Source organism: Chryseobacterium sp. CFS2, from assembly GCF_036543225.1.
GTDB classification, from domain to species: Bacteria; Bacteroidota; Bacteroidia; order Flavobacteriales; family Weeksellaceae; genus Chryseobacterium; species Chryseobacterium culicis_A.
In genome coordinates this window covers 365,416-381,750 of sequence record NZ_JAZHQU010000005.1, presented here as the reverse complement: position 1 = coordinate 381,750, position 16,335 = coordinate 365,416, and the positions used below count along the sequence as shown (strand labels likewise).

Annotated in this window: 20 protein-coding genes; 12 read left to right on the top strand and 8 right to left on the bottom strand. The window is 36.8% G+C overall.

Going from position 1 to position 16,335, the window contains the following annotated elements:
- The first annotated feature begins 32 nt into the window (after positions 1–32).
- Genes ODR02_RS14560 through ODR02_RS14545 form a run of 4 tightly spaced genes read left to right on the top strand, consistent with a single transcriptional unit; the run spans position 33 to position 3,293 of the window.
- The gene (locus ODR02_RS14560) at positions 33–662 is read left to right on the top strand and encodes an NUDIX hydrolase (RefSeq protein ID WP_105684445.1); all 630 of its coding nucleotides are present in this window, start codon (positions 33–35) and stop codon (positions 660–662) included.
- Positions 663–689: 27 nt separating this feature from the next.
- Positions 690–1,496, top strand: coding sequence for a lysophospholipid acyltransferase family protein (locus ODR02_RS14555; protein WP_105684446.1), 807 nt, complete (start codon positions 690–692; stop codon positions 1,494–1,496).
- A 15-nt stretch (positions 1,497–1,511) separates the two neighbouring features.
- The gene (locus tag ODR02_RS14550) at positions 1,512–1,949 is read left to right on the top strand and encodes a hypothetical protein (protein WP_105684447.1); all 438 of its coding nucleotides are present in this window, start codon (positions 1,512–1,514) and stop codon (positions 1,947–1,949) included.
- Positions 1,950–1,955: 6 nt separating this feature from the next.
- A complete protein-coding gene (locus ODR02_RS14545; RefSeq protein WP_209785757.1) occupies positions 1,956–3,293 on the top strand; it encodes a UDP-N-acetylmuramate--L-alanine ligase in 1,338 nt (445 codons plus the stop codon).
- A 50-nt stretch (positions 3,294–3,343) separates the two neighbouring features.
- Here the strand turns inward: ODR02_RS14545 and ODR02_RS14540 are convergent, their stop codons facing one another.
- The 3 genes from ODR02_RS14540 to ODR02_RS14530 all read right to left on the bottom strand — a co-directional run bounded on the left by ODR02_RS14540 (position 3,344) and on the right by ODR02_RS14530 (position 6,159).
- A complete protein-coding gene (locus tag ODR02_RS14540; protein WP_309513404.1) occupies positions 3,344–3,958 on the bottom strand; it encodes a hypothetical protein in 615 nt (204 codons plus the stop codon).
- A 95-nt stretch (positions 3,959–4,053) separates the two neighbouring features.
- Positions 4,054–5,112: an NAD(P)H-dependent flavin oxidoreductase gene (locus ODR02_RS14535; protein ID WP_309513403.1), complete on the bottom strand. Its 1,059-nt coding sequence runs from the start codon at positions 5,110–5,112 to the stop codon at positions 4,054–4,056.
- A gap of 171 nt (positions 5,113–5,283) precedes the next feature.
- Complete coding sequence (locus tag ODR02_RS14530) at positions 5,284–6,159, bottom strand: aldo/keto reductase (RefSeq protein ID WP_309513402.1); 876 nt, start codon at positions 6,157–6,159, stop codon at positions 5,284–5,286.
- 227 nt (positions 6,160–6,386) lie between these two features.
- On the opposite strand from ODR02_RS14530, the gene ODR02_RS14525 reads away from it, so the two are divergent.
- Positions 6,387–6,821 carry a GNAT family N-acetyltransferase gene (locus ODR02_RS14525; RefSeq protein ID WP_309513401.1) on the top strand — a complete coding sequence of 145 codons (435 nt, stop codon included), beginning with the start codon at positions 6,387–6,389 and terminating at the stop codon, positions 6,819–6,821.
- Positions 6,822–7,289, top strand: a complete 468-nt coding sequence (locus ODR02_RS14520) for a GNAT family N-acetyltransferase (protein WP_309513400.1) — start codon at positions 6,822–6,824, stop codon at positions 7,287–7,289.
- On the opposite strand, the gene ODR02_RS14515 is transcribed toward ODR02_RS14520, so the two are convergent.
- Both ODR02_RS14515 and ODR02_RS14510 read right to left on the bottom strand, forming a co-directional pair.
- On the bottom strand, positions 7,266–8,162 hold the full coding sequence (locus ODR02_RS14515) for a LysR family transcriptional regulator (protein ID WP_209785762.1): 897 nt from the start codon (positions 8,160–8,162) through the stop codon (positions 7,266–7,268). The genes ODR02_RS14520 and ODR02_RS14515 overlap by 24 nt on opposite strands.
- Positions 8,163–8,202: 40 nt before the next feature.
- Positions 8,203–8,949, bottom strand: a complete 747-nt coding sequence (locus ODR02_RS14510; protein WP_309513399.1) for a metallophosphoesterase family protein — start codon at positions 8,947–8,949, stop codon at positions 8,203–8,205.
- A gap of 600 nt (positions 8,950–9,549) precedes the next feature.
- Here ODR02_RS14510 and ODR02_RS14505 point away from each other — a divergent pair.
- The 6 genes from ODR02_RS14505 (at position 9,550) to ODR02_RS14480 (ending at position 14,515) form a co-directional block, all read left to right on the top strand.
- The gene (locus ODR02_RS14505; RefSeq protein ID WP_309513398.1) at positions 9,550–10,167 is read left to right on the top strand and encodes an NAD(P)H-dependent oxidoreductase; all 618 of its coding nucleotides are present in this window, start codon (positions 9,550–9,552) and stop codon (positions 10,165–10,167) included.
- On the top strand, positions 10,164–11,048 hold the full coding sequence (locus ODR02_RS14500) for an NAD-dependent epimerase/dehydratase family protein (RefSeq protein ID WP_209785764.1): 885 nt from the start codon (positions 10,164–10,166) through the stop codon (positions 11,046–11,048). The genes ODR02_RS14505 and ODR02_RS14500 overlap by 4 nt, the downstream gene beginning before the upstream one ends.
- Positions 11,049–11,050: 2 nt before the next feature.
- Positions 11,051–11,344: a putative quinol monooxygenase gene (locus ODR02_RS14495; protein ID WP_309513397.1), complete on the top strand. Its 294-nt coding sequence runs from the start codon at positions 11,051–11,053 to the stop codon at positions 11,342–11,344.
- A 2-nt stretch (positions 11,345–11,346) separates the two neighbouring features.
- Positions 11,347–12,099 (top strand): type 1 glutamine amidotransferase domain-containing protein, encoded by a 753-nt coding sequence (locus ODR02_RS14490; RefSeq protein ID WP_309513396.1) that lies wholly within the window; start codon positions 11,347–11,349, stop codon positions 12,097–12,099.
- Positions 12,100–12,327: 228 nt separating this feature from the next.
- Complete coding sequence (locus tag ODR02_RS14485) at positions 12,328–13,311, top strand: aldo/keto reductase (protein ID WP_309513395.1); 984 nt, start codon at positions 12,328–12,330, stop codon at positions 13,309–13,311.
- A 235-nt stretch (positions 13,312–13,546) separates the two neighbouring features.
- The gene (locus tag ODR02_RS14480; protein WP_309513394.1) at positions 13,547–14,515 is read left to right on the top strand and encodes a cyclase family protein; all 969 of its coding nucleotides are present in this window, start codon (positions 13,547–13,549) and stop codon (positions 14,513–14,515) included.
- A 258-nt stretch (positions 14,516–14,773) separates the two neighbouring features.
- Here the strand turns inward: ODR02_RS14480 and ODR02_RS14475 are convergent, their stop codons facing one another.
- The 3 genes from ODR02_RS14475 to ODR02_RS14465 form a co-directional block, all read right to left on the bottom strand.
- Positions 14,774–15,217, bottom strand: a complete 444-nt coding sequence (locus tag ODR02_RS14475; RefSeq protein WP_309513393.1) for a carboxymuconolactone decarboxylase family protein — start codon at positions 15,215–15,217, stop codon at positions 14,774–14,776.
- A 7-nt stretch (positions 15,218–15,224) separates the two neighbouring features.
- Positions 15,225–15,656, bottom strand: coding sequence for a DoxX family protein (locus tag ODR02_RS14470; RefSeq protein WP_309513392.1), 432 nt, complete (start codon positions 15,654–15,656; stop codon positions 15,225–15,227).
- A gap of 63 nt (positions 15,657–15,719) precedes the next feature.
- Positions 15,720–16,292, bottom strand: coding sequence for a Crp/Fnr family transcriptional regulator (locus tag ODR02_RS14465; protein ID WP_309513391.1), 573 nt, complete (start codon positions 16,290–16,292; stop codon positions 15,720–15,722).
- Between the last annotated feature and the right edge of the window lie 43 nt (positions 16,293–16,335).

The following is a 16,335-nucleotide window of genomic DNA, read 5'->3' as shown; positions in this document are numbered from 1 at the left end:
ATTTCTTCAAGATATATTGCTAAATTTGAGCTATGGAAAATTTTGGAAAAGATTTATTGAGAAAAATAAAAAGCGTGGAACTTCCCGGTGAACACGCACATGGAGTATTCTCGCCTCCCTACCGTCCCGTTTTCACTTATGATGAAGTATTGTCAAAAAATCCCAAATTTGCAGCTGTCAATATTGTTTTATATCTGAAAGACAACGAGTGGTATTTTCCCTTGATTCAAAGAACCATTAATGAACACGACAGACACAGCGGGCAGATATCCCTGCCTGGAGGAAAGCGTGAGGAGATGGACAGTGATTTTGCTGAAACAGCGGTTCGGGAAACCTCTGAAGAAATCGGAATAGATAAACATTATGTAAGGATTATCCGAGAAATGTCTCCTATTTATATTCCGCCAAGCAATTTCTATGTATATCCCTACATTTCTTATACAAAAAAGAACCCGGCCTTTGTTCTTCAGCAGACGGAAGCTGTGGAAACAATAGAATTTCCTATCACTTCCTTTTTAAACCTGTCGGATACCCCGGAAATTATGGCTTTACCCAGTGCTGGCGGACATGACGTTCCGGTGATTAATTTCAACGGATACATTATCTGGGGTGCTACAGCGATGATATTAAGTGAATTCAGTCAGTTGCTGAAAAAAATGTAACTTTGCACTACCCTGTTTAATTGAGAGATGGCGAAGAAAAATATTTTCACCGATGCATTCGGAACACCTTATTTTTTGAAAAGGTTTATTATTTTTATTTTAGGAGTTGTATCATACAGAAGATTCAACGGCTTTAATAAGTTAAAAATAACCGGTACAGAACACCTTGTGGATCTTCCGGACTCTAACGTACTTTTTGTATCCAACCATCAGACCTATTTTGCAGATGTGGCGGCCATGTATCATGCCTTCTGTGCTGTAAATAACGGATATTTAAATACGATAAAAAACCCGATCTATCTACTGAATCCAAAGATTGATTTTTACTATGTAGCGGCTGAAGAAACCATGAACAAAGGTATTCTTCCCAAGATATTCAAAATTGCAGGCGCTGTAACGGTAAAAAGAACATGGAGAGCTGAAGGTAAAAATGTCAACAGAATGGTAGACATGAGTGAGGTAGATAATATTATGAAAGCATTGGACAATGGCTGGGTAGCTACTTTCCCTCAAGGAACTACATCGGCTTTTGCACAGGGACGAAGAGGAACTGCCAAACTGGTAAAAAACCAACGCCCCATTGTGATTCCAATCAAAATAAATGGCTTCAGAAGAGCTTTTGATAAAAAAGGACTCCGCGTAAAGGTAACCGGTGTAAAACCTACGATGGAATTCAAAGCTCCTCTGGATATTGATTATGATAATGAAAAAGCACCGGAAATTTTATTGAAGATTATGACTGCCATTGAGCAGACAGAAGACTTCAATGTATTACACAGTTATGATGAAGAACTTAAAGCTAAAAAATTAGAACAAAAGGACTCAAATAATTAAAGTAAATTAAAAATTATGAACAAAATACTTGGAATCTTATTCGCAATCATAGTATTAGTTTCATGCAACAGCCAAAAGATATATTCGGATTTTGATATCAGCTATTCGAAAAGTGGTGGCTATGCTCCAGTTTATGAAAACCTGCTTATAAAAGGGAATACTGTACACTACTCTTTTGAAGGACAGGGAAAGAAATACAAACAGGATTTTAAAATTTCTGATGAAGATTTAAAAAAACTGGATCAGGTTCTTTCTCAGAATAATTTCAGAAGAATACAGGAAGACCGTAAAAAATTGTACGACAATATTTCCACTTCCATCAATATCAAGAAAGGTCCTAATGAAGGCAGTAAAACGGATGCCAGTATGATTATTCCGAATTACCAGACCAACTGGAACAATATTATTGAGGCTTTCCAGCAGATCATTACTACTAATGTTAAAAAACAGTAAATACAATTGAAAACCCATTTCATTGCCATTGGCGGAAGCGCCATGCATAATCTTGCGATCGCATTAAAAGACAAAGGATATCAGGTGACAGGTTCTGATGACGCTATTTTTGAACCTTCAAAATCCCGATTGGAAAAGAAAGGAATTCTGCCTCAGGAAATGGGCTGGTTCCCGGAAAAAATCACTCAGGATATTGATGCAGTTATTCTTGGAATGCATGCCCATCAGGATAATCCAGAGTTGGCAAGAGCAAAAGAACTGGGACTGAAAATATATTCTTATCCTGAATTTCTATACGAACAGTCTAAAAACAAAACAAGAGTGGTCATTGCAGGATCACATGGTAAAACTACCATTACTTCAATGATTCTTCACGTGTTGAATTTCCATCAGAAAGATGTGGACTTCATGGTAGGAGCTCAGCTTGAAGGGTTCGACTGTATGGTAAAACTGACTCAGGATAATGATTTCATGGTACTGGAAGGTGATGAATATCTATCTTCTCCCATCGATCTTCGTTCAAAATTTTTACTGTATCAGCCGAACATCGCTTTAATGAGCGGTATTGCATGGGATCACATCAATGTATTCAAGACCTTTGATGATTATATCGATCAGTTCAGAAAGTTTGTAGCAAGTATTACTGCCGGTGGAGTTCTGGTATACAACGAAGAAGATCCTGAAGTAGTAAAAGTAGTGGAAAATGCAGAGAACTATTTCAGAAAAATCCCTTACAAAACTCCTGAATACGAAATCAATAATGGCAAAGTATATTTAAAAACCGAAATGGGAGATGTTCCGCTTTCTGTTTTTGGAGCCCACAACCTATTGAACCTTGAAGGAGCAAGACATATCTGCCGTCAGCTTGGCATTATGGATGAAGATTTCTATGAGGCAATTATGAGCTTCAAAGGAGCATCCAAACGTCTTGAAAAAGTAGAAAGAGAAGATAAAGGAATATTATACAAAGACTTTGCGCATGCACCAAGTAAGGTAAAGGCTGCGGTAAAAGCATTTGCAGAGCAATTTAAAAATGATAAGAAATATGGATTTCTGGAGCTTCATACCTATTCCAGCTTAAATCCGGCTTTCCTTGAACAATATGACCACGCCATGGATGGTCTGGAAGAAGCCATTGTTTTCTATTCTGAAGATGCTTTGAAGATCAAGAGAATGGAACCTATTTCTCCTGAGTTTATCAAGGAAAAATTCAAGAATGAAAAATTAAGAGTTTTCACGAATGCTGAGGATCTTCACGCCTACTGGAATACATTAGATAAAACAAACGGTGTTTATTTAATGATGAGTTCCGGAAATTTCGGCGGTCTTGATTTAACAAAATAATAAAAAAGCTTCAGATTCTATTTCTGAAGCTTTTTTATGAAGTATGCTTTCTAATTGTCGCTTAACTTTTTATTATTGGTCAGTTCAATACTCTTTATGGAGCCCAACGGTGCTATTTTTATCGTTTTATTTCCTTTTGCCAGATAAATATAATACATGCTGTTCGATCCTATCAGATGTACCTGCTCAAAGCTATCATCACCATAGTTTAATTTATAGTCATATTTAAGCTTGTTCTCCCTTATCTTTCTGGTGAGCCCAAGCCCTTCTCCCCAACCTATTCCCACAAAGAAAGACAGTAGCATCATGGCGAGAAATCTCACAAACATATTGGTAAAATGATTCTCAATAGCCTCTTTGCTCATATTTTCATGTCCTTTGAGAGATGCCATCTGGAATGCCCAACGTTTATTTTTATTGGCCTGTTTGGATAAAAAAGAGGGAAAAGCAAATGAAAATACGACGATAACAATCAGGGCAATCAGGATAACCGGATGAGCCGTTAAAGTAGCAATCGGGCTTATCAGAATGTCCATTATTGTTGAATATTTTAGAATATTAATATTGATCTGATAGTAGAAGACACTTTCTTTTAATATTCCCATTATAACGAGAAAAAGATACCCGAATGGAAGTGATCTCTTAATTCCTTCTGAATATTTCATGGATGTTTTTTATTGGTTTTAGTTTTATATTGGGGCAGATCAACGATATTGATGTACGAAAATATAAAATTATCATCAAATTAAAACATACAGATTTATCTTTCACATTCTTTGATCAGTTTTTTCAGAATTTCTTCTGTAGAAAGTTCGCTATATGGATGGATAGACTGCCCTACCCAAATTCCTACAAACTCCGGATTTTGCAAAGATTTTGCTGCTTTACGTAAGGCATTGGTCAGTTTGTTCTGGTAAGGATAAGGTAAAATATATTCTGAATTTTCAACTGTTTCTATAAATTGATTTTTCACGCCTCTGGCATACCTTCCAGAAAAACTCTTCGTCAGAACAATTTCTTCTTCTCTTACTTTTTTCAATCTTTCTTTTTCAAAAGGCTGCAAAGCACTTTCCTGAGAAGCCAGTAAAAGATTGCCCATCTGAAAACCCTGTGCTCCTAACTCTTTAACAGCCTGCAATGTCTTCGCTCCATAAATCCCTCCGGCATAAATCAAAGGAACTTTTACCTGTTCATAGATCTGTGACAGCAAAGATAATCCTCCGATCTGCGGAATATTTTCTGCTTCAAAACTTCCTCTGTGCCCTCCGGCCTCTATTCCCTGAACGCAAATGATATCAATACCGGAATTTTCAAGTAATAAAGCTTCTCTCACAGAAGTACAGGTTCCGATAAGAGTAACTCCGTTTTCTTTTAATTTCTGAATACTCTGATCATCGAGATTTCCGAAAGTAAAACTTAAAATTTTACAGTTTTCCTGAATAATGGCATCCACTTGTTCATGGTAGCCGTTTACACTGATTTCTTCAAGATCCCGAAGATGTACTTCAATCGCATTTTCCTTTGCCAGCTGCTCAATAAAAAGCTTAGTTTTACCATACTTTTCTTTTAAAGCATCAGTCACTTCCGGAATGTGATGAACAAATATATTAGCAGCAAAAGGTTTATCCGTCAACTTTTTCATCTCTCTGATCAATTCAACAGACTGATCTGCAGAAAGGTCAGCCAGTGCCAGTGATCCGAGACAGCCTGCCTTTGCAGCTGCAACAGCCATCTGGACGGTGCTCACTCCAAACATCGGAGCCTGAATAACAGGATATTGTATCCCTAGTTTTTTACTGATTGTATCCGGCCAAAACATAAGAATTATTTTTATTAAAAAGGTACAAAAAATAGGAACACTTCATTTTCAACAGGATATGATATTCTTCACCCTGAATGAAAATACAATTCCCACAGTTTTCACTATTTCACAGATTACAATCTGTGTTTTCTGTGAGATCTGTGGGAGTATTCTTACTTTTTATTTCTATTAAATATCCGCTACGGAATTTAACATTTTTTGCTCCCATTCCGGATCTTTAGGATCAAAGAATAATCTTTTTCCGGTATCTAAAGAACGTACAACATTCATCTCATCCTCTGTCAGCACAAAATCAAATACATTAAAGTTTTCTTCGATTCTTGAAGGGGTCACAGATTTCGGAATTACAACAAAACCTTCCTGTAAGTGCCATCTCAGAATTACCTGAGCTACAGTTTTGCCATATTTTTCAGCAATCGCTTTCAGATCAGGATTGCTTAAAAGGTTGGCATTACCATTTCCTAGCGGGCTCCAGGGCTGAGTTACGATATTATTTTCTCTGTCATATACCTGTAATTCTCTCTGCTGGAATACAGGATGCAGTTCAATCTGATTGATAACGGGTAAAACGGTTGAATTAGCCTTCAATTCCTCAAGTTTCTCGACGGTAAAATTACACACCCCAATGGCTTTAATTTTCCCTTCATGGTATAACTCTTCCAAAGCTTTCCATGTTCCCAGAAAATCTCCATACGGCCAGTGGATTAGATACATATCAAGATAATCCATCTGCAATCTGTCTAATGTTCTCTGGAAAGCACTTTTTGCCTTTTCATATCCATGATCCTGAACCCATACTTTTGATGTGATAAACAATTCATCTCTGTTTACACCGCTATTTTTTACGGCAGCACCTACCGCTGTTTCATTCTGATAAATAGCAGCAGTATCTATCATTCTATATCCTGTCTGAATAGCTTTAATTACTGCATTTTCACATTCTTTCAGATCTTCCATCTGCCATACTCCAAAGCCTAAAGCCGGAATATCCACTCCATTATTTAAGGTTACCACAGGTTGTCCTGTATAGGTTTTCTTTTGCATAAATCTTTATTTTAATGATTAATATAAAGTGATAAACAAATTTGCAATAAAAAATCGGAAATTCTGCCTACCAATTTTACTGTTCCTGTTAAAAAATTGTTAGGTAATTGCAGTTTTGAGTTGCTGGTTGCTGGTTGTTGGTTGCTTGGTTGCTTGGTTGCTTGCAAAATTATGTTCCTGCTGGTATACCATCGCTATTTTCTTTATTTTTGTTTAAATTAAACATCATGTCACAACACATCAGACTGGCGAATGCAGAGGATTATCCTCGAATTATGGAAATATGGGAATCAGCAGTAAAAGCCACTCATGATTTTCTTACTGAAGAGGATTTCAATTATTTCAAAGAGGTCATTCCAAGAGACTATCTTCCTAACCTGGAAGTCTATTTAATTACTGAAGACAACGAAGCTGAAGGATTTGCATCCGTAGCAGAGGGCAATCTGGAAATGCTTTTCATTCACAATGACACTCGTGGAAAAGGCTATGGAAAAACTCTTTATCAGTTCATGAAAGAGAAAACGGGATTGACCAAAGTAGATGTGAATGAGCAAAATCCTCAGGCGATCGGGTTTTATGAAAAAATGGGCTTCAAAAAAATCGGAAGATCAGAGAAAGATGGCTCAGGAAAAGAGTATCCACTTATCCATATGAGCCTGTAAATGGAAAATTTCACCTTCAACAAGCTAAATTCAGATTCAGAAATCCCTTATCATTTACTGCTTCTGGCTGATGAAACACGAGAAGCTATCAATCAATATATTTTTAGTTCTGAGATCTATCTTTTACATGACGGTACTGAAAACATCGCTGTAATGGCGTTGTACAAGAAGCCCCATACTGAACTGGAAATTAAAAACATTGCTGTCATTGAAAGCTACAGAAATAAAGGTATTGGAACGATCCTGATAGATAAGGCAAAAGAAATTGCGAAAGAAAATCATTATAAAACACTGACTGTTGGAACATCGGATACCGGTTTCCAACAGATCAGATTTTATGAGAAAAACAGTTTCATTAAAAGTGGAATTCTGAAGAATTTCTTTATTGAAAATTATCCAGCACCTATTTATGAAAACGGTTTACAGATGATAGATATGGTTTTATTAAGCCATCACCTTGCGGAATAATCCTTTAATATGTTCTATTTCAGTTTGATAATTGGTTTTCTTGCGACAACCGAAGTAAAGCGTATTTTCAAATTTCTTCTTTCCTTCCCAAATCAACTGGATATCACCGTTTTCAATATCATTTCTGCATAGAAAATCTGGAACAACGGCTAATCCTGTTCCACCTTTCAGACAGCGGATTATTGAGTTCATGTTAGGAACGATATAATTAGGACGGAAATTGGGTTTATGACCAAAATTCAATATCCAGTACTGGAAAAGATGTTCCATGTCTCCGGTGGTTCCGTACCATTTTTCATTCTTCAGCCATTCCTCTATCTGTTCGGCATCTTTTGTTTTTAAAACCTTATTGAAAGCTGCTTTATCCACATCTTTTCCTCCTACCAGAATAATTTGTTCTGAAGAGAACGCTTCATGTTCAATATTAGGTGAAGACCCTTTTTTCGGAGTAATGATAAGATCAAGAATTCCTTTATCCAACTGATCCAGCATTTCAGGATATTCTCCAAAACTGATAATCAGATTAAAGGGTAAGGAAGAAACATATTGTTCAAGGGTAGTCTGAAAAGTCTCAAAACACATACCCACGCTGATTGTAGGAGTATGTTTCTCAGTAGACTTCTGAAAATTCTTTTCTACATCTTCCAGCTTGGTAATCGGTTCAGCTACTGCATTAAACAATACTTTCCCACGTTCTGTCGGAATCATTTTTCTACCGGTTCTGTCGAACAGCTTATAACCTACATAAGCTTCCAATGAGCTTAAATGAAGGCTTACACCCGGCTGTGATATGAATAAAGCATCCGCAGCACCTGTCAATGTCCCGGTTTTATAGATCGCCTTAAAAGTACGATACCATTCTAAATTAACCATGACTTAATTATTAATATTATAATGCAAAATTACAAAATAATTATAATATTAATACATTTTCATTCTTCAGAAAGGAAGCATAATAATCCGGAATCCCGCTTTCCTTTATCTGGCGGACAGTTTCATCAATCGGATAGGATAATTGGACAATTTCCGGGGTAATTTTTTCTTCATCTAAAGTCAATACTAAATAGGAAGCCAATCTGTTTTCTTCTTTAGAACGGCCTACGGAACCACAATTGACAGCCCAGGTATCATTTTCAAACTGTTTTTTAAAAGATAAATGAGTATGTCCCATTACCATCAGATCAGCATCTGCCCTTTCCAGCATTACCCTAAAAACCTCATCATTTTCTGATTCGTATAAGTAAGTGTCATTGCTTTCAAGGCTGGAATGAACCAATTGAATATTCCAGTGCTTATTCCCTGTTTTATAGTTTAATTTTAAATGAAAAGGAAGCTCAGCAAGAAATTTTTTATTCGGTTCTGAAATGTGTTTTTTAGAGTGATCTATCGCAACAAATCTGGCATTGGTTTCTTCTTCAGAATGCTTGGACAAAGGGACAACAGGAATATCAAAAGCAATCCTTTCATCGTGATTTCCCATCAGACAAGGAATGTTTAAACTTCTAATCTTCTCAATCACTTCATTTCCCCAGGGTGCAAAATCCACCAGGTCCCCCAAACAGAATTTCTGCCGGATTCCCCTCTGCTCAATATCATTCAGTACAACTTCTAATGCAGGAAGATTTCCATGCACATCACTAAAAACGGCTATCTGTATCATTGTCCTTCAATTTGTTAGACAAATTTACACGACAGACAGGAATTTCAGTTCAAATATGATATGACATTTTACCATTAGTGACGTTGATAGTCAATTTTTGCTGCGCAAAGTCAATGATGAATCGGTATACTCATAAAAATTCACAAGCGAAGCGGATTGACTATTCACAATTAATGCTGTCAATAGTCAATTTTTGCTGAGCAAAGTCAATGATGAATCGGATACTCACAAAAATTCACAAGCGAAGCGGATTGACTATTCACCATTAATGCTGTCAATAGTCAATTTTTGCTGAGCAAAGTCAATGGTGAATCGGCATACTTACAAAAATTCACAAGCGCAGCGGATTGACTATTCACCATTAATGCTGTCAATAGTCAATTTTTGCTGCGCAAAGTCAATGATGAATCGGTATACTCATAAAAATTCACAAGCGAAGCGGATTGACTATTGACTATTCACTCTCGATCTTCAACTTAAACCCAAAACCTTGAATCAACAACTATAATTTAAATAATACTTTCCTATAATTTATATTATTTTTATTATACAAACATCCGTTCTAACTTTGCAGAGTAAAATTTAAACAATCATAAAAAAATGAAAAAAGTACTAATCATCAACGGAGGACAGAATTTCGGACATTCCGGAGGAAAATATAATCAGACTATTACAGAAAATACATTAGCAGTTCTTAAAGAATTGGGTAACGTAGAAGTAAAGATCACCAATGTAAGCGAAAATTATGATAAAAATGAAGAAGTAGAAAAGTTTGTGTGGGCAGATTACATCATTTACCATACTCCTATCTGGTGGTTTCAGCTTCCCAACGGATTGAAAAAATACATTGACGAAGTTTTCAAAGCAGGTCATGCAAAAGGAATTTATATGAGTGATGGAAGAAATGCTGAAAATCCGGAGATCAATTACGGTACAGGAGGAATGCTTGGTGGCAGAAAGTATATGCTGACTACAAGCTGGAATGCTCCTGCAACAGCCTTTACGCTTCCCGGAGAATTTTTCAGTGAAAAAAGTGTAGATGAAGGTCCTTTATTTGGTTTCCACAGAATGAATGCTTTTGTATCTTTAGAAAAAATGGAAAGTTTCCACTTCCATGATGTAGAGAAAAATGCCAATGTAGAACGTGATATGAAACGCTACAGAGACCATGTGAAAACTGTTTTTGAAAAAGAATTAAAACCAGAACTCGTATCATGAAAAAAGTACTGATCACAGGAATTACCGGCTATATTGGCGGAACTATCGCAAAGAAACTGCTGGACAAAAATTATGAAGTAACAGGGCTGGTACGTAATGAAGCGCATGTACAGGAACTGGAATCATTGGGAATCAAGGCTATTGTAGGAGATATCCATAATGAAAACCTTATAAAAACGGCTGTTGCTGATGTGGATGCAGTCATCCATAATGCCGATTCCGCAGATGATGCCTATGCTGCAGACAACTTTATCAAGGCACTGGAAGGAAGTCATAAAACTTTTATATTCACTTCAGGTTCAGCTATTTTCGGTGGTAAAGAAAATGGTAAAAGAAGTAATTTCGTTTATACGGAAGACTTTCCATTAACTCCGAGATTGGAAATGGCATCAAGAGTACTGATCAACAATTATGTACTGCAATCTATACAAAAAGATATAAGAAGTATCGTTATTGTTCCTACAATGGTTTATGGTAAAGGCTTAGGCATTAAAAAAGACAGTATTCAGATCCCGGCTCTCGTTAATTTTTCTCAGGAAAATGGACATGGCGTTTATTTTGAAGAAGGGGAAAATATCTGGTCTAATTTACATATTGAAGATTTGGCAGATTTATATGTACTCGCATTGGAAAAAGCAAAAGGAGGTTCCATTTATTATGCTGAAAATGGTTCGTCATCCATAAAAAATATTGCAGAAAACATCAGTAAAAAATACAATCTTAAACCTGCAAAATCATTAAGCATACAGGATGCTGTTAATAAATTCGGTCCTGCAGGAGGTTATTTCGGCTTTGCATCTAACAGTATTTGCAGCGCAGACAAAGCCAGAACAGAACTGGATTGGAAACCTATCTATAACTCAATTGAAAATTTTATTTAATTATGAAAATTCATCTTACAGCCATTATAAAAGCCAAAGAAGAACATCAGACAGAAGTATTGGAAGTTCTTCAGAACATGGTAAAAGAAACAAAAAAAGAAGAAGCTTGTGAACTTTACAGCTTACATCAGGGAATTGAAGACAAAAATGAATTCGTTTTCTATGAAATCTGGAAAAATGAAGAAGGACTGGCTCAGCATAATCAGCAGCCTTACATCCAGGCTTTCGGAGCTTTGGTAGACGAAAAACTTCAGGAGAAGCCACAGATTTATCTTACAAATAGTATTAGTATTTAACCATGAAAAAATTAGCGTTGTTAGTACTGGCAATCCTTACCATAGGATTCGTTCAGGCCCAAACCAAAAAATCAAAAAATATGAAAAAGAAAATTTTATTTGTCATAACCAGCCATGATAAAAAAGGAAGTACCAGTGAAGATACAGGATATTATCTGGGGGAAGTTTCTCATCCATGGGAAGTCCTTCACAAAGCAGGATATGAAATTGATTTTGTAAGTCCAAAAGGAGGAACTCCTCCGGTAGACGGATTTGATTTGAAAGATCCTGTAAACAAGGAGTTTTGGGAAAACAAAGAATACAAAAACAAGATGGATCATTCTATGACTCCATCTCAGGTGAATCCAAAAGACTATTCAACGGTATTTTATGCAGGAGGACACGGAGCGATGTGGGATTTTGCAGACAATAAGGAACTGGCAGATATCGCTTCAAAAATTTATGAAAACGGAGGTATTGTAGCAGGTGTATGTCATGGTCCTGCAGGGCTTGTGAATATCAAACTGAATAATGGGAAATATCTTGTGGACGGTAAAAAAATCAATGCTTTTACCAATGAAGAAGAATCTGAAGTAAAATTAACCAACGTTGTTCCTTTCTTACTGGAAGATAAACTGAAAGAAAGAGGAGCAAAATTTGAAAAATCAGGGCTTTGGCAGAATCATGTAGTGGCAGATCAAAGAGTCATTACAGGACAGAATCCACAATCTGCAAAGAGCGTTGGAGAAGCTATCTTAAAAGAATTAAAGAAATAACAGACAATTTTTAACCACAAAAGTCACAATAGTCTTCAGACACTTAAGTAAAAAAAGTTGCTATTCAGAATACAGAAAAGAACACTTAAGTTCTTTTTAAATCCGAAAAAGCTCTTATAAGTGTCACTATTGAAACGGCGAGAATTCCCCTCATCCGGAGGGGTGACGAAAATTCAAAGAATTTTTGACGGGGTGGTTTAACACAACAACAATTTTAAAACAAACAAAATGGAATATAGAAAATTAGGAAATACCGATTTAGAATTATCAACCATTACACACGGTGCTTTTGCTATTGGCGGAAACATGTGGGGCGGTAATGAAAAGCAGGATTCTATCAATTCTATTCACGCATCATTGGATCATGGCGTAACTTCTATTGACACGGCACCTTTCTATGGTTTCGGATTAAGCGAGGAAATGATTGGTGAAGCGATCAAAGGAAAAGACCGTTCAAAAATCCAGCTTTTAACAAAATTCGGATTGGTATGGGACGGAAGTAACAACGGCAAAGGAGAATTTTTCTTCGACGCGGAAGACGATGGGAAAAAAATTCCCGTTTATAAATTAGCTTCTAAAGAAAACATCATCAAAGAAGTTGAAGAAAGCTTACAAAGATTAGGAACGGATTATATTGATCTTTTGCAGCTTCACTGGCCGGATAGTACAACTCCTATCTCCGAAACCATGGAAGCCATGGAGCTTTTAATTCAGCAGGGAAAAATCCGTACCGCAGGGGTAAGCAACTATAGCGTAGCTCAGATGGAAGAAGCTAACAGAACTTTACAGCTTGCCAGCAACCAGGTTTCTTACAGCATGCTGAACCGTGCTATTGAAAACGATCTTGTTCCTTATTCTTTAGAAAACAATACAGGAATTATCGTGTACAGCCCAATGGAAAGAGGTCTTTTGACCGGTAAATATTTCAAAGAAACTCAATTGAAGGATAACGATCATAGAAACGGATATTTCTCTCAGTTTGATTTGAATAAAGTGAAAATTTTCTTAGAAAAAATTGAACCTATCGCTCAGGAAAAAGGAGCCAGCCTTTCTCAATTGGTATTAAGATGGACTACTCTGCAACCCGCTATTACAGTGGTACTGGCAGGCGCAAGAAATGCACAGCAAGCTATTGAGAATGCAAAAGCAATGTCGATTGACCTTTCAAAGGAAGAATTGAACATTATCAATTCAGCGTTGAGCGAGATATAATATAAAGCTGGAAGAAGGAGGCTGGAAGATGGAAGTTCAATGAGTGTATTGATAATTAGCAGGCTTCTCTTGTACTATTCGGAATGTGACAAAGAGATTCCTCCTTCGTCGGAATGACAGTTGAAGTCAAGTTATACAAAAATTAAATCAATACAATTCCCTCTGTTATCAGACTTCAATAACTTCCCTCTTCCAGCTTCCCACTTCCCTTCCCCAATCCCAAACCTTACAAAAAATGAAAAATAATCTGATCAAAATGTTCGGGTTAGCAACTCTGTTGACTATTAGCAGCGTTACTTTAAAAGCTCAAACCCTTGTAAATCCGGAAGACCAGTCATGGTATCCGTCTGCTTATGGAGCAAAAGACGAAATCGGAGCGGCCAATCTACTGACTCCTGAAGTGGTAAAACAAGCCCTTGGTTTAGTAAAACAAGGTAAAACATTAGCCCTTGCCGTTCCTATTGATAAAAAGCTTCCCGCTTTCAGACACAGAAGCTTCAATTTATACAATATTCAGCCCGGAGAACAGGGCGGAAAAAGCATAGGACCCAATAAATTCACCTTCAATGACGAATTGGTCAACGGATGGACCGGAGTCGGAACACAGCTGAACGGTATCGGGCACATCGGGATTGATAACATGTACTACAATGGAAATAAAGCCACAGACTTTGTAACCGTAGTAGGGGTAAAAAAACTGGGTGTTGAAAAAGTACCTCCGTTCGTTACCCGCGGTATAGTTCTTGACATGACGGCTCATTATGGAAAATCTATTGTGCCGGGAGGAACAGAATTTACCGTAGAAGATATTAAATCTGTTTTAAAAAAGCAGGGACTTACCCTACGAAAAGGTGATATCGTTCTTTTTAATACCGGATGGCTTGAATTGATAGGTAAAAATAACCAGCAATTTCTTGAAACAGAACCGGGAATCGGAATGGATGCCGCAAAATGGCTTGCCGATCAGGGAATTGTTGCTTTTGGCGGTGATACCTGGGCTTCCGAAGTTTATCCCAACCCGAAAAGTAAAGAAGAATTCCCTATCAATCAGTTTATGCTGGCTAAAAAAGGAATCTATAATCTGGAACTGATCGACAGCCGTCCTTTGGTTAAACAAAAAATCTGGGAATTTTTATTCGTACTGGGACAGCCTTTATATGTAGGTTCTACTCAGGTGAATGTGAATCCTGTGGCTATTTATTAATTTAAATACAGTAGGAGGTTGTTTAAACTTTTATATCCGGGAAACAAAGAGACAAGGTAATTCTGTTTAGAAAATAAAATGAACCTTAGATTTATTTTTAGAATTAATACCCAAACCGTATTACACTGTCACTTTGCATCTTACATCAAAACGGCCTTTCAAAAATTTGAAAGGCCGTTTTTTTAAATAAAGTAAACATCCGTAGATGATGCAGTCTTCATTGACTTCCATCTCCCATCTCCCCGCTTCCAGACTTCACTATTTTGCAATCGGAAGATGAGTACTTACTGCAATTCTGTTCCATGCATTGATCGTTACGATAGCCATAATGATCTGAGCAATCTGGTTATCATCAAAAAATGACTTTGCTTTTTGGAAAGTTTCCTCAGTAAGCCCCTGATGGCTGATCAAAGTAATTTCCTCAGTCATTGTTAAAAGTACCTGTTCTTCTTCTGTGAAAAATTCTCTGGCTTCCGTCCATCCGTTCAGAATAAAAATTCTCTGAGGCGTTTCACCATATTTGATAGCATCCTTTGTATGCATATCAAGGCAGAAAGCACATTTATTGATCTGTGAAGCTCTGATTTTAATTAATTCCTTCTGAATATGGGTTAAAGAAGTAGTTTGTAAATATCCTTCTAATCCCATCATCGCTTTGTAAGCTGCTGAATCTACTGTTGCAATATTCAATCTTGTGCTCATAATATTATTATTTTTTGGTTAATTGATCTATACTTAAAGAATAATGTTGTTGTACCGCCAGTAAAAGCGCGGCAGCACTTCCTACCCACACGGAATAGTTAAGCGGAGCTTTTGGTCCTGATGCAATGGTCATTGATATCGCAAAAATCAAGAGTAAAATACTGCTTCCGTACGCTGCTATTTTTGTTTTAAATCCTAAAACCAGCATTAAAGGGAAAAGAATTTCCAATAACGTCGCAGCATATGCTGAGACTATGCTCAAAGCTTCCGGAAGGAAATAGGTCAGCTGTCTTGTATATTCTTTAAAACTCTCCATGTTTCCCCATGACGAATTTTCTTTGCTCCATAATCCGAATCGGTCTGCCACTGCAGAAAGCATCGTAACGGCAAGAGCCAGCCTTAAAAAGAGTTGCGGAAATTGATTTTTATGATCTGTCATTGCATTAGCTTTTAATAACATGACAAATTTCCGGTTTCTTATTCGTAAAAATCTTAAACTGGTTTAAGATCGTAATTTTGCTCTGATTTCGCTCAGATATTCCGGAGTAAGATTCAGAAAGGAAGCAATCAGGTATTGGGGAATTCTTTGGATAAACCACGGATATAAAGTACTGAAATGCATATAAAGTTCTTCTCTGGACATCTCATACAAATAACGGATTCTCCGTTCCGAAGCAGCATATGCCCTTTGATAAACCATCCGGAAATACCTTTCCATCACAGGATGTTTTTTTAATAAATCTTCCTGACGCTCCAGATCAATTACCAGAATAGAAGAATGCTCTACCGCCTGTATTGAAAAATCTGTCTGTATTTGTCTTTCGTAAGCAAATGTATCTGTAATCCACCAGTTTTCAATGGCAAACTCGGTAGTTTGCTCCACTCCTTTTTCGTTGATGAAGAACTTTCTCAAACATCCTTTCAACACAAAATACATCGTTCGGCAAATCTCTCCTTCCAGCACCAGATTTTGTTTCTTTTTCACATCAAGAACCTGAAAAAAAGACATGATGGAAACAAATTCCTCATCGGTTATGGTAATAAATTTATTTAAATGCGATTTGAATGAGTCCATCTTAGAAATTAATACTCAAACTTAACTTTATTTTTTTAGTTTT